This is a genomic window from Paenibacillus sp. Root444D2, assembly GCF_001426375.1.
Lineage (GTDB): Bacteria > Bacillota > Bacilli > Paenibacillales > NBRC-103111 > Paenibacillus_E.
This window is the reverse complement of sequence record NZ_LMEO01000029.1, coordinates 51,648-73,047: the sequence shown is the minus strand read 5'-3', so window position 1 is coordinate 73,047 and position 21,400 is coordinate 51,648. Positions and strand designations below refer to the sequence as shown.

The window sequence follows — 21,400 nt, the reverse complement described above, 5'->3', positions numbered from 1 at the left end:
CCCTCTGATGAGGAACGAACTGCTTTTTTTCTTTATCTCATGCTTTTTCCATTTGGCAGATCCACTTCGTTCAAAAGTAAGGCTTTTGCAGTGCTCTCATAGACTGAACACTTTTTTCAAAGTGTCCAATGTATGGGTACCAGTGTACTTGCTGCCAGTCTTCCTTCCAGATAACAAACCACTTTTTTGAAAAGCCAATAAAGCTGCCTTCATTCAACCAACTTCCCCATAAATTTGTTCTCATCCATGCTTGATTAATTTTCGCGTGACCAGATACGGTGTATTTTACGAACAGCGAAGAGATAGACGATGAAGGGGATCGGCACTTGAATGATCCCCCAAATCCCCCAGAACCATGGGTATTTCGAACCGCGTTTGCGCGCATCCACGAACAGCCATGTGCTTTGCGCGAGTAGAAGGAGGGGAATACCGATCCATGCCCAGAGGGGCAGTTGATCCCATTTTGGATCATTCATAGTGATGTTCCTCCTGTTTGCGAACGAGTAGCCAGACCAGAGGTGCTACAACAGCTAGAACTTGAAAAGTGATGAAAACAACAGGCTGTGCCTTCATCATTGCATATAAAAGCGAGAGCAGCAGCAGAGCGGCTATCCACAATATGAGCAAGTCTCTCCAGAGCTTTGAACGCTGTTTGTTTTGCGTTTCAACGATTTGCTGATCGAACCAAGAGGAGCTTGGCGTGGAAGCCGGAAAGAGCTCATCGAGCCGTTGAAGCCCTTCTTGCAACTGTTGAGCCGTCATCTCATCCGTACCCTCTAGCCCTCGAGAGACGTCACTGCCTTTATAACTTTGGCCGTCATCCCGGCTCTTGCTTTCGCCGTTTTTCGAAACTTCGCTTTTCTTCGGATCTTCCGGTTTCATCTACACCAGCTCCTTTCGCAATTGTTTGAGTGCATGGTGCACTCTCGATTTGGCTGTGCCCTCTGCAATGGAGAGCATCTGCCCAATTTCCTCATACGTATAGCTATAGTAATGCTTGAGAATAACCGGGATACGGCTCTCCTGCGGCAGTTCTGCCAAGGCATTCAACACATCCGGCCAAGCTTCATGTTGATGTCCGGCCTGCCACTGCATCTGACGTAAGGATTGCTGTTGCTCTTGCTCCTGCCAATGCTTCTCGCGTTTGCGCCGTCTTCCTTGATCAATCATCAGATGAGTGGCGATGGTTATGAGCCAAGATGAGAATTTGGATTTTCCATTGTACAGCTTTATTTTTTCGATACATCGGATCATGGTTTCTTGTGTAATATCCTCAGCCATCGGTGGATTAAGCGTTATTTTCAGCAGATACTTATAAACAAAAGCATAGTGCTGCTGCAGCAGCTGGGACAGAGCAGTTTTGTCTCCCTGTATGGCTTGACGAATTAATTCGTGCTCTTCCAAGTGAATGAACATCCTCTCTGCCTGAATTCCTAGATAATACGAACAGCTCCAATAAATCGTTCAATGCACACGAAAATTTATGTAAAATTATTTATTAGCTTACCACGCCGTTGTTCAGACATGTATAATGACTTCAGGTAAGAACATTAGAATGATGGAGGACAACATGTTGAAACAAGGCATATTACCAAGAGCAGGGCTGTCACCGCAGGAGCTGGAGGAAGTTCGGAAGCTTTGGGAAGTTTGTAATAGCCATGACCATATCGAGATTAAACTGAATTGGAGCACATTATCGGACCGTCCGTCTGGCGTGACGAATGACTTTTTATTTTATCAAAATGACCGTATTGTCGGTTTTTTGGCCATATATTGCTTTATGTCTACGGAAGTTGAGATTAGCGGGATGGTGCATCCAGAGGCGCGGCGCCAAGGTATTTTTGGCCAAATGGTTCAACATGCGATAGCCGAGTGTCGGCGCAGGGAAGTTCCGAAGCTTATTTTTATTAATGAGCGTGGTTCGGAGAGCGGCAAAGCTTTTCTTACGAATCTTGGTGCAGCATACAGTTTCTCTGAGTATGTTATGGAGCTTCAAGAGCAAGTGGCAGAGACTCCACAAGATTCAGCTATGAATGAATTCGTTGCCATTCGTTTAGCGGATGCGCAGGATACGGAGCTGCTTGTTAAGCTCAATATGTCAGGGTTCAACATGTCGGAAAGCGACACGAGAGAGTATGTCACCCAAACCATTACCGGCGATAAAGAACGGACGTGGATTGCTGAGCTTGGAGAGAAGAGAGAGCCTATTGGGAAGATCGGAGCTATGGTGGAAGCGGAAGAGAGTGGATTCATCTATGGTTTTAGTGTAGTACCAGCGTATCGTGGCAAAGGCTATGGGCGGCGTATTTTGAGCCAAACGATAACAGAATTAAAACAGCGGGATCATGCTAGCTTCATTAAGCTGGAAGTATCTGCCCAGAACGAGAAGGCGTTAGGCTTATACGAATCATGTGGTTTTAAAACGAAAAATGCGAATGACTATTACGTGCTTTTACTCGGCTAAAAAGGGATGAAAAAGGATAGAGCAGCAGCCGTGGCCGCGTTCTATCCTTTTTTGTGCAATAACCTACAGCCAATACACAGGCTATAAAGATGGTTTTCATCGTTACAGACGAGAAGATCGCGGATGGGAATCTTAACGAGCGAGTGATGGCAAGAGAAGTTCGTTCCCATGCTCAAAATAGGCTTTAGACAAGAACCTGGCCATCGGCCAGGTTTTATTTGCGTAACCCTTGTCTATGGGTGGGGAGCTTGTTATTCATTCTCGGCGAAGTCCTGAGATACAGCCGACTGATCATAATGATCTCTTGCCTGTTCTACATCGGAATAATGATCGATCGTCCATTTTTTTAACTCCTGCATCGGTTTTAACAAACTTTCACCGAGCGGAGTTAGTGAATAGTCAACACGAGGCGGAATGGTTGGCGTCAAATGGCGCATGACAAGTCCGTCCCTTTCCAGTTGACGCAAGGTTTGGGTTAGCATTTTTTTGGAAATGCCTTCAATACGCCTTCCCATCTCTCCGTATCGTGCGCTGCCATTCTCCAAGGCATAGAAGACAAGCACCGTCCATTTGCTCGAAATGATCTCAAGCATCCTGCTGTAGCCGCAAACTTTCAACGATATGTCAGGATGGTTTCCTTTATCGGTTAAGAACATCATTTACCTCCTAATGCACCTTTTGGTGCCCAGTGAACAAATAAGTGCCTACTTACTCAATTTTATTTGATGGGCTAATATATGTCTATATTCAGTTACGAAGGAGAGAACCCTATGAAAGTTATTCAAATCCAAGGTGGTTATGGTCTTACACATGTCAAACAGGCAGAACGTCAAATACCGGTTCCGGGGCCAAATGAGGTGCTTATCAAGGTTCGTGCGGTTTCCCTGAACTCTCGTGATCTGGGTGTCATTGCTGGTTTCTATCAACCCGATCTGTCGAATCCTTTGGTATTGACTTCCGATGCTGTTGGCGAGGTTGTTGCTCTTGGTGCGCAGGCATCCAGGTTCAGTATTGGCCAACGGGTCAGTGGCATTTTCACGCAAAGTTGGATTTCTGGCGAAGCGACCCAGGCCAACTGGAGTAGCACGCTTGGCAGTCCGCTGGACGGGATGCTGGCTGAATATGTGGTCTTGCCTGAGCAAGGACTCGTGCAAGTACCGGATTACTTGACAGATGCGGAGGCAGCGACACTTCCATGTGCTGGAGTGACGGCTTGGCATGCGATTATCGAAGAAGGGAATGTCAAAGCCGGTGATACGGTGGTGGTGCAGGGGACAGGAGGCGTTTCTTTGTTTGCACTGCAATTCGCCAAGCTTCAGGGAGCGTCCGTTATCGTGACGTCAAGCAGCGACGAGAAGCTCGAGAAAGCCCGACAGCTGGGTGCGGATTTTGGGATTAACTACAGGGTTCATCCTGAATGGGAGAAAGAGGCACTGAAGCTTACCGAAGGTCGAGGTGCAGACCATATTATTGATGTGGGCGGAGCGGAGACACTAAATCAATCTATCACAGCACTTCGTGTTGGAGGTCGAATCAGCATCGTTGGACTTCTCTCCGGCGGCTCGGTAAAAGGTTTCCACGTGGTGCCCGCGATTTTACGCAGGGCGCGGCTTCAGGCTATTAATGTGGGGAGCAGAGAGATGTTTGAATCCATGAACCGAGCCATTACGAATCATAAACTTCGTCCTGCGATTGATCGCGTTTTCCCATTTGAACAGGCTATTGACGCTTTCAAATATTTCGAAAATGGTTCTTACTTCGGAAAGATCTGCATTACGCTTTGACTCAACATAAGAAATGGCATCATTTCATTTTAGAATATGCTTTGGTTATTTTGGGGTAAGCGAAGCTTACCCCTGATAAGCTAGGAACTAATGAAAAATGAGTTCGGATGAACCGCTGATGATCGTGCCTGTATTCTGACCTTCACAAATCTCTTTCATGGAGCCAGGCTTATCGAAGTTGAAAACATGCATGGGAATATGATAATCACGCGCTAGAATGAAGGCAGACTGATCCATGACCTTGAGATCATTCTGGATAACGTCGTTATAGTGGAGTGATTTGTACTGAAGAGCTTCCTTATGGTGCTTCGGATCTTTATCGAAAACACCGTCAACCCCCTGCTTTGCGACGAGAATCGCTTCACAGTTAACTTCAATGGCTCTTTGGACCGAGGGATAATCGGTGGTGACGAAAGGCTGTCCATTGCCGCCTGCGAAAATAACGATGTACCCTTTTTCCAAATGGTGAATGGCTCTCAATCGGATGAAAGGCTCCGCCACAGATGAGAGAGGAATCGCTGTCATGACGCGCACTTCAGCTTCGCTCTTCGCTTTAAGAACACCGCGCAGCATCAAGCTGTTGATGACGGTAGCCAACGTCCCGATATTATCAGCCTCTGCCTTCTCGATTCCCCAACTCTCGCCCATATTCCCGCGAAAAATATTGCCTCCGCCGATCACGATGCACACTTCCACACCTAGATTAACAACGGTCATAATCTCATTGGCAATGTGATCAAGCTGCGTAGGATCGAAGCCAAACTCACTATCTCCAGCTACTGCCCCGCCACTAAGTTTAATTAGGACCCTCTTGTACCGCATATCCATCTCTCCTCCCAGATGAGAAAATTTGTATCCTTGACCCTCATAGTAAGTACGACCAGCGCCAGTGTGCGGATTGTACCCATAAAAAAACACTAAAGCAATGAATGCTTTAGTGTTCCATGAATGAGAAATAGGAAAAGACCACGTTTCTAATATCAACTGGACCTTTCATACGCCTCACACCTTCCGTCTATGTTTAAAAGTTATTGTACACGAACTAAGAAGAGGAATGCAATTTCTGCGGCACGCGCATATGAACGAGCAGACCAATTACGACTAGGATTAATAGAGAGCCTAAGGCTACGCGGCTGGCTAGGTTGCCAGATGCCGCTAGCGCCCAGGTAATCGATCCATAAAGAGCGGGTCCAACGATCGAGGATACTTTACCCGAGAAGGCGAACAATCCGAAGAATTGACCGCGTTTCTCTTCCGGCGTTAGCTCAACAATTAACGTTCGCGATGTAACCCACATGGCGCCCATAGATACCCCATACAAGCTGCCGGCAACCCAGAATATGCTCTGGCTAGTTGCAAATGCCGCTAAGGAGATCGCAATAATAAGAATGAAGGCGACGATGGTCACCGCTCTTTTGGGGCCGATATTTCTGGTCACATAGCCGAAAAGGAACGAGCCGATGATGCTCGATACCGTCGAAACGAGGTAGAGCAGAATGAACTGCCCCGTGGTGAAGCCCATAACGGTATTCGCATAAATGGCCATCACCGCAATCGCTGTGGCAATCGCATCGTTAAAGAAAAAGTAGGCGATCATGAACAAGAAGGCAGCCCGGTACTTTCTTGCTTCTTTGAACGTATCCCAGATCTCACGGTAGCCGCTGAGGAGCGACTTTTTCCCGCTGACGGGCTTCTGAGTCTTCTCTTTGTAAAAAAACATAATAGGCAAAGAGAAGATCAGAAACATAAGCGCACTAGGGATGAACGTATTTTCAAAATGATTGCCGTTGATCAATGGAAATACGACAAGTCCAACTAATGTGCCGACATAACCAACCGCTACGCCAACTCCGGAAATGATGGGAATCTCACGTGCATTGCCCAGATCCGAAATCATTGAATCGTAGAAGATTAAGCTTGAATTGTAAAAGAATTTGGCGACCATAAAGAAGAAAATAACGCCTAGTATAGAGGTGTTGAGTCCCATCCACTGCTGGTCTGTGTGCCAAAGGGCCGAAGCGCCCATGAGCAGAGTTGCCGCGATAGCAATAAGCGTAAAGGGGATGAGGTAAGCCTTCTTTTTACCAGTCCGGTCAATCCATACCCCGAATAAGGGAGACAACAACACGAGGAAGAAGCTGGATATCGCATTGGAGTAAGTGATGAAAGTACTGGCAATCTGATTCAATTCTTCGCTCTTGCCTAACGTTTCTTTTAAATAGAATGGATAAAACACAGTTACGATATTGGAGGAAAAAATCGTATTCGCGAAATCATACATCGCCCAAGCGAATATCGGTAAGGAGAAGAACAGGGTCCAGACTTTACGTGCTTGCACCTTGTTGGAAGCGGATTCAAGCTTTGCCACTAGGGTCACACCTTTCCTTCTCATCAAATGGTATTTCTCTAGTATATTGGCTACAAGGCCGAGAAATCCCTCTGTCTTTACAATAAAAAAACTCTCCCTCTAATCAATTTGGAAGGAGAGAGAGTATGTCACTATGTGTTGCGTGGATTGCCGAACCGAAGGCTCTCTTTGATGCATTAAGCATCCGATTGCGGCTTTTTGATTTCAACCTCGATCACATCGATGCTTTCTTTCATTTCAAACATATCGATACCGTTACGCTGTAAGGTGGTCGAGAGCTTCTCTTTATTTTGGGCAGGGAAAACGTATGCATTACTTTGCTTATTATCGAGGAGACGTTTCGCCACCTGGACGAGACGTTCCATGGTGAACGGCTTTTTGAGATATTTCTCAATCTCTTTCTCGTGATAATCATGAGGCGGATCGAGCGCTGTTGATACGATAACAGGCGTCTGATAGTGCACCGGATGACGGTATAAATCAGCGATGAAATCCCAACCTGTCTTGGCGCCTTCTAGATGAATATCGACGATGAAAAGAACCGGTCCCTCGCCTTTACAGCGATTAAGCGCGATAATACCCTCCTCGGCAGAGCGAAGCTGCATGGAGGGGAGCCCCAACTTGTTCAGCGCAACTTGAATGAGCTTCGCGAGATTATCGTCATCTTCGAAAATAACAATTTGACCATCCATGGTTGAAATCTCATATAGATCGAACTCAATTCGGAATGTCGTACCTTGTCCCATTTCGGAAGTATAAGAGATATGTCCGTTGTGTCCTTCTACAATCTCTTTGACAATCGCAAGACCTAAGCCGGTACCGCCAATTTGACGTCGATCTGAGTTATCGACACGAAAGAACTTGGAGAACATTTGGTCACGGGCTTCCTCTGGGATACCAAGACCGTAATCTTGAATAGCTATGGCAATTTTTCCTTGATCGACAGTTAAGTGGATATCAATGTGATCTGCTTCTGGCGAGTACTTAATCGCATTGCTGATCAGGTTGTCGAAGACTTGGCGAATACGGTCAGCATCGGCTCTCACATATAGTTCTGTTTCTTGCTGATGAATGAGAATACGATGACTATGCTTATCCTGCCACTGCTCGGCGATCTCTTGCAAAGTAGGCAGCAGATTGACTGGAGAGAAATGATACAGTTGTCGACCTGACTCCATCCGCTGCAAATCAAGGAAATCGTTGATTAAATTCGATAAGCGATGTGCTTCTTTATAAATGGTTTCCATGTATTTCTTTTGTTTCTCTTGTGAAAGATCCCGATGCAGCAAGATCTCGATAAAACCAAGCACACTGGCAAGGGGAGTTCGCAGCTCATGAGAAACAATGCTAATGAATTCATTCTTCATCTCATCAATACGCTCTTCTTCGGTGCGATCACGAAATACGAATAAGTAGCCTTGCTGTTCGGTATCTTCACTGACTACGGTCGCATAGAGCTCCGCGTGTTGGACCTGATCCTCAAGCTCGAAACTAAAGCGTTGTGTAAGATGAGACAGTGAGCCATCGATCAGCGCTTCAATGGAGGAAGCGACGCCTATAAAGCTCGGAGAATCGAAAGCTATTTCGTGACTGCTATCAACCAGGTTCTCGCCTATGTGTTCATTTAAACTGAAATATCGATTCATTCGATGATTGGAGAAAAGAATGGTACCTTGCGAATCACACATCATCATGCCCTCATGTGCAGATTCCAAAATATTTTGAATCAGATCGCGCTGCCCTTCGATGAGCTGCTTCTCCGCTCTTAATTGATCATTCAGCTCTGCTAAGCTTGCCGCTTGCCCCAACCTCTCATCGTTTATCAGCTGCGCGTAGAAGGCGAGTCCGAACTGACGAACTAATCCTTTGGTCAATCGTTGGTTATTTTCTTGAAAGAGGGCGCTTTGATAGCTCGTAAGCAGCAAGAAGCCAATGACATTCTGTTTATCATCCAAGAGAGGAACATATTGATCGACAGCACGTGTCATTCCCCCGTGGACACCTTGTTCATGACCTAATACATCTCGTGTGTGAACAATAGGAGTCCCTTCATCGAAAACACGCCTAGCCGGCCCAAAAAGCTCTCTCTGATTCAAATGAATATGTTCCTTCGGATAACCAATGGAATGAATGACTTCATAAGATGATGAGCCCTCGGCGTGACGTTCCATAACGACCAGAGCCGCATCCTGCGATAACGAATTAAGCAGGGCTGGCAGCGTATGTTTCAAGAAATCTTTCAGCTTCACATAGCCTGTAAGCTTCTCCTGATAGGACGAGATGAGTTCCAAATCCCTTTCTCGTTCAGATAGCTTCGCGAGTGTGATCTGCTGCTCCTCCTGCTGGGCCATAATCTCCTCATTCTGCGTCTCCAAGCTCTCAGCCATATAGCGATACGTTTCCTCGCTTCTACGAATCTCTTCTTCGGCATGATAGGCTCGATAGGAAATGAAAATGGACATACCACCTGCAATCAAGGCAATAATACTGCCGACCATTGTAATCGTACGGGAGGTTTTACCTGCTTTAAGGGAAGCTGTATAGGCATCTGACGTGATTTGCTCTATGGTCTTCTCGATGCTTACATGAACAACTCGGTAGCGATCCATCATCGTTTTGCCTGACGCAATGCGAGCTTTCGATTCTTCTGTTTTTCCAGCACGAACTAGCTCCAATTGTGTGTCGAAGAACTTCTGTAAATTATTAATAGCCGGTATGGCTTGCGTGTCCATAATGAGCTGCAAAGTGGGATACTTTTTATCGTATTGACTGATCATGTTCAGATCAAGTTCCAGCTGCTTTTTACCATTCGTATAGGGCTCCAAGTATTGCTCATTCCCAGATAATTCATAACCGCGGATACCCGTTTCTTGGTTAATTAAATCTTTAAGCAGGCTGTTCGTTGTGCTGGAAATGGGAATCGAATCGTGCACGATCGCATTGCTTTCATTTTCCATATTACGAGAGGCGATAAAGTTGGATACACTCACAAATACGAGTAAAACAACGATTAAAATAACATATAGCATGGAGATCCGAGATCTCGTGAATGACTTCATAGCAATCGGTCACCTAGATTCTAATAGGATGAAAGGATGTACTAAAAATTCGACATGACGCAACAAATTCCTTTTAAAAACGATCATGTCATGTTTTCTTCCATCAATGCATTGCAAGATAGGGAGATGTCGTTTAAAATATGATTCATTACACGATTGATGTTATGTTCTAAGATTATCGAAGTTTGCTTGAGGAGGGCGCACAGTGCAGGTAAAAGACAGCAGGATTCCGCCACTACACGAAGTACGTCCATTCTTCCAACCCATACTTTCACTTCAGAGCCAAGAAATCATCGGCTACGAAACACTGGGAAGACGAGTTCGGGAAAGTAGTGTCGAAAGTTTGGGGCCTTTTTTCAAAAATCCTGACATACCCGAAGACATGCAGCTTCATATTGATCGGCACTTGAGGGAGCGGGCGATTGAACAGCTAGCTTCGGCTCAAGATGAGACTTCTTTATTCATCAACTTAAAACCTTCATGGATCTATCAAACCTATAAGCGCACAGGCGTGCTGCCAACCATCGAGCTATTAAGGAAATATCAAATAGATCCAGCGCGTATCGTGATCGAAATTACCGAAGAAGAATTCACAGGCAAGCTTCACGAGCTGACGCAAATTGTAGAATTATATCGAGAATTCGGCTGTACGATTGCCATTGACGATGTAGGCAGCGGGTTTAGCAATTTCGACCGAATCGCCAGTTTACAACCGAAGATATTGAAGATCGATCTTAATATTTTGAAAAAAAGCGTGGTCCACGCCGGCTACAAAGCGTTGATGCAATCTTTTTCTATACTAGCGGCTCAAATGGGGGCTTCCCTGCTCGTCGAAGGGGTGGAAACGAAGCAAGAACTGCGCAGTGCTCTTCAGATCGGGGCCAGGTATATACAGGGCTATCTCTTCTCCAAAGCTGAACCGCAGTTACAGCACCGGGATGCCTTCAAGTCTATGCTGAAAGAAGAGATGAAACTCTTTGGTCAAGATGAGCTTGGCCGCTATAGCCGTCTTTTGACCATTCATCAAAGTCTAGATTTACTTATCCATTCCACTGTCTGTATATCAACAGCTGAAGATGCAGATCATGTCATCGAAAATATCATTAGCAGCGTGTCGGAAAACTGTATACGTATGTACATATGTCGGGAGGACGGCTACCAAATCTCGTCCAACTACAGCCGCAAAGACGAAACGTGGAACAAAGATGAGAGCTATCGCGGGGCAAACTGGACGTGGAGGCCCTATTTCATCTCCAACATCATGATGATGAACCTGCAAAAACAAGGGATCCTATCCCAAGCTTACACGGACTTGGACACCTCGCATGAGATCCAGACTTATTCCTGTGCATTGGGAGAGGGCTTTTATTTGTTTGGAGATTTGATGATTTGATTTGAGAGGTTGAGAGGAATGTTCGTTCCCGAAATTGTTGCGCCTAAGGGCGTCATTGCCAAGATTAGGGAAACCAGAATTCCCCAAGGGAACCTCAATTCGCTATTTGGACGAAAAAGACCCGAAATCATGAGGATGAGGAACGACGATACGTTATTTCGCGGTTTTTTGTCTCCTGATCGTTCATTTTGATCAAATAGCATACTCACGTTCCTCTTATTCGATTTCAAGTGCAGATTTCCTGAAATAACGCATCGACGTTCCGCGAACTAATGATCGGGAGACTTTCTGTGCCAAACGTAGACGAGCAAACTAAGAATTGATAAACGAGCCAAACATGCATCTAGCACGAATAAGGTCATAGCACGAACACGCGATAAGGGCGTATTCGTGCTATGACCTTTAAACTATCTATATTCAAGCAGAGCACAGTACAAGCTCAAAGGCTAAGGCCTAAGCTTCGACCCACTCGCGGCGCAGCGAGAACAGGTCGCGCAGCTCGTCAGTTGACAGCTCGGTGATCCAGTTCTCGCCGGAGCCGACGATTTGCTGGCTGAGGCCGAGCTTGCGCTCGATCATCTCATCGATGCGCTCCTCCAGCGTGCCCAGCGTAACGAACTTGTGCACCTGCACATGGCGTGTCTGGCCGATACGGAAGGCGCGGTCTGTCGCTTGATTCTCGACGGCGGGGTTCCACCAGCGATCGTAGTGGAACACATGATTCGCCGCCGTCAGGTTGAGACCGATGCCGCCGGCCTTCAGCGAAAGAATGAACACATTCCGCTGTTCTTCGACCGGCTGGCTAACGTCTTGGAAGTGCGCGATCATCTCATCGCGCCCGTTCTTCGGTGTTCCGCCGTGCAGGAACAGCACTTTCTCGCCAAGCTCCTGCTGCAGCACATGCTGGAGCAAGTTGCCCGTCTCCACAAACTGCGTGAAAATCAAGCATTTGTCGCCCTCTTGGCGCAGCTCCTGCACCATCTCGAGCAGGCGTTCCAGCTTGTTAGAGCGTCCGCTCCATGGCGCGTGGATGCCTTCTTTGAGCAGCAAAGCAGGGTGATTACACACCTGCTTCAGCTTCGTCAGAGCGGCGAGAATGAGGCCTCGCCGCTCCATAGCGGAGAGCTTATCCAGACGATCGAACATGTCTTGGATGTAGTTCTCATACAGCGAGCCCTGCTCGGCGGTAAGCGAAATGAACGTTTTCGACTCGTTCTTCTCTGGCAAGTCAAGCTGAATCGCGGGATCTTTCTTCTCGCGGCGCAGCAGGAAAGGGCGGATCAGCTTCTGCACCTTGCCGATCGTCTCGCTATCGCGCGTCTTCTCGATGGCATTCACATAACGGTGCGTGAATTCGCGAACCGTGCCCAGATAGCCCGGGTTCGCAAAATCAAAGATCGACCACAGCTCCGTGAGCCGATTCTCAATCGGTGTTCCCGTTAACGCAATGCGATGGTAACCATCGAGTCGGCGAATAGCGGAAGCTTGCTTCGTATAAGCATTTTTTATATTTTGGGCTTCGTCCAAACAGATGGAGTTCCAGGCAATTGAGCCTAGCTCAACTTCATCCAGATGGGAAAGCGTATAGGATGTTAAAACTAAATCGACTTTGCCAACGACTTGTTCATTAAAAGCAGGTCCCTTTAATCGTTGAGGGCCATAGTGAAGATGAACCTTTAGCGACGGCGCAAAACGCTTAAGCTCCATCTGCCAGTTCCCGAGTACTGACGTCGGACATACCAAAAGGGAAGGTGTGTCAGGCTTCTCGTTCTCTTTCACCGTGAGTAAATACGTAATCCACTGAATCGTCTTCCCGAGACCCATATCATCGGCCAAACAGCCGCCTAGGCCAAAACGACGCAAGAACAACAGCCAAGAGATACCGTCCACTTGATAGTGGCGCAGCGAGCCTTGAAAGCTGGGCGGCGGCTGTATTGTCGGAATCGACTCCGCCTGCGTAAGCTGATCGACCATGTGGCGCAGCTGCTCGTTCAGCTCTACCTCCATCTCGATGTAGCGCATCGCTTCGGGGTCATCCTCAGCTGGCAGCAGCCCGCCGGCATCGCCCGCGAAGTGAAGCTCCAGCACATCGCGGAAGGAGAGCCCTTGCTTCTTCTGCACCTGCTTCATAATCTGCTCGACCTGTGCCATGAATAGCGGGTCGAGCTGAATCCAGTTGCCGCGAATCTGGATCAGCTTGCGCTTCTCCTCCAGAAGCTGCCGGAATTCCTCTTCCGTCAGCTCCAAATCCCCTACAGCCAGCTTCCAGTCGAACTGCATCAGCTGGGTCAGACCGAACATGGTCTCCCGTCCAGAACCGACGGAAGACTTGATCTTCGCGCGCAGCTTCGGCTTCATCTTGCGGATGCGCTCCCACCAGGCCGGCAGGAACACGCTCGTTCCGGCCTCAACAAGGCGCACGCTTCCCTCTGCGAGGAAGCGCCAGGCCTCTTCCTCCGTCAACGTCTGACGGAGTCCGGCACCCTCACCCGCATCCAGCCACGGCAGGATGCGTACCCACTTCGCCGCGTCACGTTCTACGCGGCCAAGCTCCGGCAGCCACGCCTCCGGCAGCGGCAGCTCACCCGCGGCCGGCTCGCCGCTGGGCGTCACCGTGCGCAGCACCTCCGGCGCTAGCCGGTCCTGCAGTAGCAAGCGCAGCTGCCAACCGGAGCTGTGCGCCAGGTCCGGCTCCACAAGCTGCAGACAGGTACGCATAGGCGACCGGTCTTGGCGCCAACCAATGGCGACGAGCCAATCCTCCTCGTCGAGCCATAGATCAGCGCCGATCTCACCGCGGCGCATGAGAGGATGCGCGGCTTCGAGCTTGCGCAGATTGTCTTTCATGAGGCCGTCGGCGTCCACCCACTCGGGAATCAGGGCATGGATCCAGCGTGAAACAGCTGGGGATTCCAAGGCTTGCAGTTCTTCTGGAAGCTGGAGCTTCCAGCCGATTTCGCCGGCTTTCCACTTTTCATAGTCCGGCATGAAACTACCGGACGCCAATGCCTCTCGAACAGCCGGAGCTAAACGCATCAAATCCGCACAGTCCTTATGCCAGCTAAGCTGTAAGTGCTGCACAGGCTGCGGATCGCTGAAATAATCGAGCGCATCGAGCGGTTGCAGCTCGATGCCTTCCCGATTTTGCCACTCGCTGGGCTCCATGAACGTGCCGAAAAAAGAGGCGCGATGCCAGGCAAACAGCATATTTTTCAAATCAAGAGCATCCCAAATGCCGCCGTTCTCGCGGGTACCCCATAGAAACAAAGAACCATTAGGTATGGAGCTAACGTGAACTGTCAGCGCGCTGGTTTCGATCATCGAATCCATTTTCCTTTCTTGAGCTCTTCTTGGAAAGCACGCAAGCGTGAGAACTTATCCGCTAATCGATATACGTAGTGCTCCCAGCGGTCGTCCTGGTCTAATTGTTTATAGATGCCGTGCAGTTTCTTAAGCAGTCGAACAGCCGTCTTATAGGAAGCCCTATTTTTCTCCAGAACAGCCCGTTCGGCCGCTTGGTGATAGAGGGGGAGGAGTAAAGCCGAATCATGCTCTTCAATCGCTTTAAGCTCCATACCATATAAGCTCAGCGGTGATATTCGGTTTGCTAATTGCAAGTCCACCCACTGTCGATACCGTTTCGTTTGCAATAAATATGCCGTGTAATAGTAATAGGAACGAGGGAGCAGGGACTCCATCACCTGTACCCATTCGCTATCGGACTCCAGATGTTTGGTTGTATCGAGCCAATATTGGCAAAAGGTCCGGAAATCATCGTGGTTTGCATTCGCAATCGACTTGAACAGCCAGCGAAGCCAAATAAGCATGTTGTTCCACTGCTTATCGTTGTAATAATAGTTCAGGTAAAGGAAGTAATCCTTCGCATTGGGATGTGTGAGCTGTCCAAGACGCTCAAAGGCGCTTGCCGTATCCCCCTGCATAATATCAAAATGCGCTCTTGCCGCCAGAAGCGTATCCTTCTTCCGAGCTAAGAGGTCCTTTTTCGTGAGAAGTAAGTCGAGACGCTGAATTTCCTCTTTCTGTGCTGCCGAATGATTCGTCAGTTTCCACCAAATGAAGCGATACACAAACAGCCAATCAATCGGGCTATCCTTGCCCTGCAGAGCGAATTCTCCGAGCATTTTCATGGTGGATAGCCAGTGTTTGGGTTCCGCCTCGAATGAGGTATTCACATCTGTTCGTTCCACGAATTCAACCAGCTTATCCTCACAATTTTTTGCGGCAATTTTGCAGCCGTTCTCGTGATAATAAGACAAGTAGGAACTTTTCGTTTCTTGATAAAATTGTTCGATTTTCCGCATCATGAACAGCACAATATGGAACATGTAGAGCTCGCGGGTCGAGCTTCTCCAATTTGCCGCATAGCCGGGCAAGGACTCCAGTGCTGATTCGTAAAAGGTTTCGATCGAGTGCTGATGAGAAATGGAGAATCCATGGAATTTCCCTTCAAAAAAGCGATGCCAATCTGCGGGCATAGCCTCTTCAAGAGGCACGTTGGCTTGTGCAGCCGCAGCAGCTTTGCGTTCCTGTATTAAAGTTGCCCCGCGTGCTGGTTTTTTTCGTGTGTGTATTTGTTGTTTTAACTGTTGAAGCAGCAGTTCCGGACGTCCATATGGCGCATACAAGCTGAAGAAAGTGGCACCAATATGTTTACAAAAGCCTTCATAGGAGCAGCTGCACTCACTAGTGGCGAAATTTTCTAAATTAACCATCGTGCTCAGTATTTTTTTGCCTGCGACGGTCGCCTGAACGTTCATGCCTTTCAGATCGACTTCGGTCACACGACCTTTATGGTAATACTCCCAGCCCTGCTCCAGAACGACGGCGTCGAAATGAAGCGGGATTTGCTTGATTAGGTAGTTCATTCGATTTTTGGGAATCTGCAGTTTCAGCATGTGTGCTTTCCTACCCTCCGAGCGGTACATTCCTTCTTCCATAGTAACAGATTTTTCCCGAAATTGCCCATTTCCACAGTTTATGCCAAAGGGGTTTTTTTTACACATCAGAAAATAAGTTCTCGTCGGGTTAAAAGGGCTTAACCCTGCATTCCTGCCTATAATATGATAAAGTGAAGCTATACGAAATGCTTTTGAAGGGAGACTGCGCGAGTGGGTATTAAATTTGGCAGAGAATATAAGGATATCGTCACTGATTTCGTGCGTGGCATTGAGATGGTTGATGGATTTTATGAACTGTTGGAAATGAATGCGGACGACTGGCAGGAGCTTGAAAAGGACGAACAGGAAGAGTGCTTGCGTACGCTGGCTGACGATATTTTTTACGGATTAGGAAACGCGCCTGTGATGCATGTAGGAGCGGGATCCGTTCGCCATGATCCGAATAATCACGTGCTGAAGGTTCATGACGGGGAGAAGTTGGTTTCCGTCATCTACTTGGTCTAAATAAGGCAGAAGTGTGATATAGAAAGGTGTATGGAAGTTATGCTGGATGGAGCAAGGAAGGTCTTACAACAAGTTTATGGATACCCGGAATTTCGCGAGGGCCAGAAGAATATTATTACGAATCTGCTTGAAGGTCGGGATACGCTAGGCATTATGCCGACGGGCGGAGGTAAATCGATCTGTTATCAAGTTCCTGCCTTGCTTATGGAGGGAGTGACGCTGGTTATTTCACCGCTAATCTCCTTGATGAAGGACCAAGTAGATGCGTTAAGTGTGCTTGGTGTTCCGGCAACTTTCATTAACAGTACGCTGGAGGCTAAAGAAGTAGAACAGAGGATGCAAGGCGCCATGCAGGGCAAATATAAACTGCTGTATATCGCGCCTGAGCGTCTGGAGTCGGAACGATTTCGTGCCCGAATGTCTGCGCTGAATCTTCCGCTTGTAGCTATTGATGAAGCGCACTGCGTGTCGCAATGGGGGCATGATTTTCGCCCGAGCTACGTGTCGATTGCTCCGTTCATTCGCGAGCTGCCCAATCGCCCGATTGTCGCAGCCTTCACAGCTACGGCTACTGCCGAGGTCACAGCCGATATTGCGAGACTGCTTGACTTGGATCAAGCGGGCATATTCGTCAATGGTTTTTCACGGGATAATCTGGAATTAACGATTCTGCGCGGTGAGAATAAGCGGGATTACATTCAGAATTACGTGAAAGAACATACGCATCAGCCTGGTATTATTTATGCCGCTACGCGTAAGGATGTTGAAGAGCTGTATGAAACGTTACGCAAAAAAGGCTTCGCCGCAGGGAAGTACCACGCCGGTCTAACCGATGAGGAACGCTCCTACATGCAGGAGGCGTTTCTGTATGATGATATTCGGGTGATGATCGCGACGAACGCTTTTGGAATGGGCATTGATAAGTCCAATGTCCGTTATGTCATTCACTACAATATGCCGAAAAATATGGAGGCTTATTACCAGGAAGCCGGTCGCGCGGGGCGTGATGGAGAGCCTAGTGAGTGCATTCTGCTTTTTAGCGCGCAGGATATTATGACGCAGAAGTTTTTGATCGAGCAGAATCAGCTCTCACCGGAGCGTAAAGCGAACGAGTACAAGAAGCTTCAGACCATGATCGACTTTTGCTATTCGCCACGATGCTTGCGCAACGTCATTCTGCACTATTTTGATGAAACGAATATTAAAGATACTTGCGGCAATTGCAGCTCGTGCAAAGATGATCGGGATACGGTGGATATCACCGTCGAAGCGCAGAAGATTTTCTCCTGCATCCGCAGGATGGGTGAACGCTTCGGCATCTCGATGGTCGCCTCCGTGCTCAAAGGCTCAAAGGCGAAGAAGATTGTCGACTATCGCTTCGATCGTCTGCCAACCCATGGCATTATGCGAGATCTGCCGGAGAAGGAAATTTCTGATCTGATCAACGTGCTGATTTCAGAAGGGTATTTGCAGCTATCGGATGGTCAATATCCGGTTGTGAAGCTGCTGCAGCCCGCAGCAGAAGTGCTTCAAGGGAAGCTGCAAGTGTACCAGAAGGTGCGTAAGCAGCAGGTTAAGGCTGCCGCTATCGATAACACCTTGTTCGAGCAGCTTCGCCTGCTTCGCCGGGAAATTGCCGCACGTGAGAAGGTGCCGCCATATATTATTTTCTCGGACAGCACGCTGCGTGAAATGAGTGAAATTTGTCCGACATCGGAAGCCGCTATGCTGCGAATTAAAGGTGTCGGCGAGGTGAAATATCGAAACTACGGGAAGCCGTTCCTAGACCTCCTTCGCATGTATGCGGGAGAGGGCGAATTGGGCGCGGTCGCCTATGATTTTGATTAATTCAGAGGAGTGGTGATAGGTGAAGCTTGGGAGCACTGACATTGATCAGAAGCTTGCGGAGGTGACTGGCTGGACGACAGACGATCACAAATGGATTGTGCGTAAATATCGATTTACGGCATTTATGCAGGCCATAAACTTCGTGAATGAAGTCGCCAGCATAGCAGAAGCCGATAACCATCACCCAATGATCGCCATCGATTATAAGATGGTCACGCTGCGACTTACGTCCTGGCATGCAGGCGGCTTAACCGATTTGGATTTCGAAACCGCAGCTAAATTTGATCAGGCTTTTGCTGACATTACTACTGGCAGTGGATCACTTGATTAAGCTCGATCCGTTATATACCATGCAGTGAAAGGCAGCTAGCCCTGTGGGAGTAGACCTTTCATACGTGTCTGTAATCGTAAAACCAGCTCTCTCGTACGTCTGGATCGCACGTTCGTTCCAGACGAGAACTTCTAGATCAATCTCCTGCTGGGGCGTCCGGCGCTGGGCCTCTTGAACAAGAAGATGGACGAATTGGGTACCGATTCCACTCGCTTTCCCGCAAAGATCCGGTCGAAGTCCTAGACCTAAACGTGTCACCCCAACAATGGGGAAGAATTGAACGAACCCAGACAATATTCCGTTTTCATCCACGACAGCTCGATATTGCTCTTCTCGAATTTGCGGGTCGGCGAATTCAGCTTGTTCACGAAGCATAGTCTCCCATGGAGACCAATTGTATAAATCGTATGGAGGCGAATACTTCCAAGTGCAAAGTTCAAGGCAATTCGCCTCAGTAAGGGGAACGACGCGCCATGGTAGGCTTTCATGCATCATATTGTTCGTAGTTATCATCCTTTCATCTATTGGTTGGAGGTTCAAATGGATTGGTATGGTCATATTCCAATTGGCACAATAACTCTATTTTCTATGCTCGTGTTGGGACTTACCCTATTCCGGATCTCGGTGAAAACAAAATGGCCGCTTGTGCTGCTTGTTTCCTTCGTTATTGCTTGTTTGTTTAGATTACTTTTATCCCAGCAGTGGGCGGAGAGCTTGCAACCTATGCTCATTATTGTAATGGAAGCGGTCTTTATTCACTATATATTTCGTGTGCGAAAGCTGCATGCGCTCTTGGTAGCGTTTCTTGGCTCGCTTGGCTATACGATTTATTTGGCCATTGTTCTATTTATCATGCCGCTCATTACCCATATTTCTCTGGATACCTATTTTAAGGGGCTTGATTCCTCATATCGTGCTTTGAAAATCGTGGCCGCATCGCTTTCGTACCTTACGGCTTTGGTTCTGGTTAAAAAACGGTTAGGGTTTACCGTTCGAATCGAGTTAAGCTCGAAAAGTGCTTGGCTTCCACAGAAAAATGTCCTGCTTCATGTGTTTCTCTTTGCATTTGTACTGTTCTCGTTGACTTACTATGGGGTTACGTTGAAAATAACGTCCATATTCTATTTCGCAGCGGGCTTATGCCTACTATTAGGGTGGATCATTTATCTCCTGTATCGGAAAGAAATGGAAGACATTTAACCAAGGGTACCTTTCATCATAAAGCCAAGATTTGGGGTACAATGAGTATATAGACTTATTAGGAATAGGAGGTCACCCTAAATGACCCAAGTTACGATTCGTGAAGCGGTAATGCAAGATATTCCGCAGTTGAAAACGTTAATGCTCGCTTATATTGTGGACTTCTACCAGTATCGGCAACCCGAGGATGAGAAGTTGAACGGATTGATCCACCTGCTGCTTGAGCAGAAGGAAGGTATTCAATTCGTAGCGGAGACGGAAGAGGGGACGCTTGTCGGCTTTGCGACCTTATATTTTACCTTCAGCACTTTGCGTGCTTCCAAAATAGCAATTATGAACGACTTATTCGTCATTGAGGCTGAACGTGGTCAGGGTGCGGCAGCGAAACTATTTGCTGCTTGCAAAGGATATGCCGCGAGAAATGGTTATGCCAATTTAACTTGGACAACAGCCAAAGATAACTTCCGTGCCCAAGCATTTTACGATAAAATGGGTGGAGATCGCAGTGATTGGCAGACGTACTCCGCTAATCCGACGAGTGGAATGGGCGATTAATCGAATGACGAAAGATGGTGGCATGAAACTGTGGAAAATATCGTAAGTCAGACGTGGCTGCTAGGACAGCTTGGCGATGCCAACATCGTGATTGCGGATTGCCGATTTGCGCTAGGACAACCAGAATCAGGCAGACAGAATTATGAGAAAGACCATATAACAGGAGCTGTCTATGTAGACTTGGAGAAAGACCTCTCCGGTGGCAAAATGGCGCATGGAGGCCGGCATCCGCTCCCTGATCTAGGAGCCTTCTCCATCCTCGTGGGCAACCTCGGGATCGATGGTACGAAGACCGTCGTGGCATACGACGATCAAGGCGGAGCCATGGCTTCGCGGTTATGGTGGATGCTGAAATTCCTCGGTCACTCCGAGGTATACGTATTAGACCAAGGGTATACAGCTTGGAAAACTGCTGGCTACCCGGTTACCGACGAAGTGTCCACGGTATTCCCGCGGACCTTCTCACCGAAGGTGCATCGCGCCATGCTGGCCAGCATGGACGAGGTCAAGGACAAGCTCGGCCGTCCAGGCACCGTGCTCGTTGACTCGCGCGAGGAGCGCCGCTACCTCGGCTTGGAAGAGCCGATCGATGCGGTGGCCGGCCACATCCCGGGCGCTCGCAGCTTCTTCTGGAAAGGCGTTCTCGGTGAGAACGGCGCCTGGTTGTCAGCTGCGGAGCAGGAGAAGCACTTTGCCGCGCTGCGCGATGCCGATGAAATCATCGTCTATTGCGGCTCCGGCGTGACGGCGTGCCCGAACGTGCTGGGCCTTAGCGAAGCAGGGTTTGATAACGTGAAGCTCTATAGCGGAAGCTGGAGCGATTGGATCTCATATGAGGACAATCCGATTGCGAAGGGCGAAGAGTAAAAACTGGGAAGCCGCGTTTTCCGCGGGTTTGAGGGTTGTGACAGGTTGCCGAGAGGTGGGCTGTTGCGGCCTTTTTTCGTTGTATGGGAAATTATGATTTTCTCAGTC

At 48.1% G+C, this 21,400-nt stretch carries 19 protein-coding genes; 9 read left to right on the top strand and 10 right to left on the bottom strand.

Going from position 1 to position 21,400, the window contains the following annotated elements; genetic code table 11:
• Positions 1 to 254 precede the first annotated feature (254 nt).
• Genes ASD40_RS17705 through sigY form a run of 3 tightly spaced genes read right to left on the bottom strand, consistent with a single transcriptional unit; the run spans position 255 to position 1,404 of the window.
• Positions 255 to 476, bottom strand: a complete 222-nt coding sequence (locus ASD40_RS17705; RefSeq protein WP_057304510.1) for a hypothetical protein — start codon at positions 474 to 476, stop codon at positions 255 to 257.
• Positions 469 to 882: a YxlC family protein gene (locus tag ASD40_RS17700; protein WP_057304509.1), complete on the bottom strand. Its 414-nt coding sequence runs from the start codon at positions 880 to 882 to the stop codon at positions 469 to 471. The genes ASD40_RS17705 and ASD40_RS17700 overlap by 8 nt, the downstream gene beginning before the upstream one ends.
• The gene (gene sigY / locus ASD40_RS17695) at positions 883 to 1,404 is read right to left on the bottom strand and encodes an RNA polymerase sigma factor SigY (protein WP_235549292.1); all 522 of its coding nucleotides are present in this window, start codon (positions 1,402 to 1,404) and stop codon (positions 883 to 885) included.
• Between the two features lie 166 nt (positions 1,405 to 1,570).
• Between sigY and ASD40_RS17690 the strand changes: the two genes are divergently transcribed.
• Positions 1,571 to 2,464: a GNAT family N-acetyltransferase gene (locus ASD40_RS17690; RefSeq protein WP_057304507.1), complete on the top strand. Its 894-nt coding sequence runs from the start codon at positions 1,571 to 1,573 to the stop codon at positions 2,462 to 2,464.
• A 251-nt stretch (positions 2,465 to 2,715) separates the two neighbouring features.
• On the opposite strand, the gene ASD40_RS17685 is transcribed toward ASD40_RS17690, so the two are convergent.
• A complete protein-coding gene (locus tag ASD40_RS17685) occupies positions 2,716 to 3,123 on the bottom strand; it encodes a winged helix-turn-helix transcriptional regulator (RefSeq protein WP_235549291.1) in 408 nt (135 codons plus the stop codon).
• 111 nt (positions 3,124 to 3,234) lie between these two features.
• Here ASD40_RS17685 and ASD40_RS17680 point away from each other — a divergent pair, with 111 nt between their 5' ends.
• On the top strand, positions 3,235 to 4,248 hold the full coding sequence (locus ASD40_RS17680; RefSeq protein WP_057304505.1) for a zinc-dependent alcohol dehydrogenase family protein: 1,014 nt from the start codon (positions 3,235 to 3,237) through the stop codon (positions 4,246 to 4,248).
• An 87-nt stretch (positions 4,249 to 4,335) separates the two neighbouring features.
• Here the strand turns inward: ASD40_RS17680 and pyrH are convergent, their stop codons facing one another.
• From pyrH to ASD40_RS17665, 3 genes are all read right to left on the bottom strand, one after another.
• On the bottom strand, positions 4,336 to 5,070 hold the full coding sequence (gene pyrH / locus ASD40_RS17675) for a UMP kinase (RefSeq protein ID WP_057304504.1): 735 nt from the start codon (positions 5,068 to 5,070) through the stop codon (positions 4,336 to 4,338).
• Between the two features lie 220 nt (positions 5,071 to 5,290).
• Positions 5,291 to 6,616 carry an MFS transporter gene (locus ASD40_RS17670; RefSeq protein WP_235549290.1) on the bottom strand — a complete coding sequence of 442 codons (1,326 nt, stop codon included), beginning with the start codon at positions 6,614 to 6,616 and terminating at the stop codon, positions 5,291 to 5,293.
• Positions 6,617 to 6,792: 176 nt separating this feature from the next.
• A complete protein-coding gene (locus tag ASD40_RS17665) occupies positions 6,793 to 9,675 on the bottom strand; it encodes an ATP-binding protein (protein WP_057304502.1) in 2,883 nt (960 codons plus the stop codon).
• Positions 9,676 to 9,880: 205 nt separating this feature from the next.
• On the opposite strand from ASD40_RS17665, the gene ASD40_RS17660 reads away from it, so the two are divergent.
• Positions 9,881 to 11,068: an EAL domain-containing protein gene (locus ASD40_RS17660; RefSeq protein ID WP_057304501.1), complete on the top strand. Its 1,188-nt coding sequence runs from the start codon at positions 9,881 to 9,883 to the stop codon at positions 11,066 to 11,068.
• A gap of 453 nt (positions 11,069 to 11,521) precedes the next feature.
• Here the strand turns inward: ASD40_RS17660 and ASD40_RS17655 are convergent, their stop codons facing one another.
• Both ASD40_RS17655 and ASD40_RS17650 read right to left on the bottom strand, forming a co-directional pair.
• Positions 11,522 to 14,398: a DEAD/DEAH box helicase gene (locus ASD40_RS17655; RefSeq protein ID WP_200957425.1), complete on the bottom strand. Its 2,877-nt coding sequence runs from the start codon at positions 14,396 to 14,398 to the stop codon at positions 11,522 to 11,524.
• Positions 14,386 to 15,984, bottom strand: coding sequence for an SWIM zinc finger family protein (locus tag ASD40_RS17650; RefSeq protein WP_057304518.1), 1,599 nt, complete (start codon positions 15,982 to 15,984; stop codon positions 14,386 to 14,388). Before ASD40_RS17650 ends, ASD40_RS17655 begins: the two co-directional genes overlap by 13 nt.
• A gap of 213 nt (positions 15,985 to 16,197) precedes the next feature.
• Between ASD40_RS17650 and ASD40_RS17645 the strand changes: the two genes are divergently transcribed.
• The 3 genes from ASD40_RS17645 to ASD40_RS17635 are packed head-to-tail and all read left to right on the top strand — an operon-like array spanning position 16,198 to position 18,670.
• Positions 16,198 to 16,491: a hypothetical protein gene (locus ASD40_RS17645; RefSeq protein ID WP_057304499.1), complete on the top strand. Its 294-nt coding sequence runs from the start codon at positions 16,198 to 16,200 to the stop codon at positions 16,489 to 16,491.
• Positions 16,492 to 16,530: 39 nt separating this feature from the next.
• A complete protein-coding gene (gene recQ / locus ASD40_RS17640; RefSeq protein ID WP_057304498.1) occupies positions 16,531 to 18,339 on the top strand; it encodes a DNA helicase RecQ in 1,809 nt (602 codons plus the stop codon).
• 19 nt (positions 18,340 to 18,358) lie between these two features.
• Positions 18,359 to 18,670 carry a 4a-hydroxytetrahydrobiopterin dehydratase gene (locus tag ASD40_RS17635; RefSeq protein ID WP_057304497.1) on the top strand — a complete coding sequence of 104 codons (312 nt, stop codon included), beginning with the start codon at positions 18,359 to 18,361 and terminating at the stop codon, positions 18,668 to 18,670.
• Here the strand turns inward: ASD40_RS17635 and ASD40_RS17630 are convergent.
• Positions 18,659 to 19,165, bottom strand: a complete 507-nt coding sequence (locus ASD40_RS17630; protein ID WP_414858759.1) for a GNAT family N-acetyltransferase — start codon at positions 19,163 to 19,165, stop codon at positions 18,659 to 18,661. The two genes, ASD40_RS17635 and ASD40_RS17630, sit on opposite strands and share 12 nt — an antisense overlap.
• Before the next feature lie 45 nt (positions 19,166 to 19,210).
• Here ASD40_RS17630 and ASD40_RS17625 point away from each other — a divergent pair, with 45 nt between their 5' ends.
• From ASD40_RS17625 to ASD40_RS17615, 3 genes are all read left to right on the top strand, one after another.
• Entirely contained in the window at positions 19,211 to 19,870 is a 660-nt protein-coding gene (locus tag ASD40_RS17625) for a hypothetical protein (RefSeq protein WP_156390065.1), read from the top strand.
• 81 nt (positions 19,871 to 19,951) lie between these two features.
• A complete protein-coding gene (locus tag ASD40_RS17620) occupies positions 19,952 to 20,425 on the top strand; it encodes a GNAT family N-acetyltransferase (RefSeq protein ID WP_057304495.1) in 474 nt (157 codons plus the stop codon).
• A 30-nt stretch (positions 20,426 to 20,455) separates the two neighbouring features.
• The gene (locus ASD40_RS17615; RefSeq protein ID WP_057304494.1) at positions 20,456 to 21,292 is read left to right on the top strand and encodes a sulfurtransferase; all 837 of its coding nucleotides are present in this window, start codon (positions 20,456 to 20,458) and stop codon (positions 21,290 to 21,292) included.
• Positions 21,293 to 21,400: the final 108 nt, after the last annotated feature.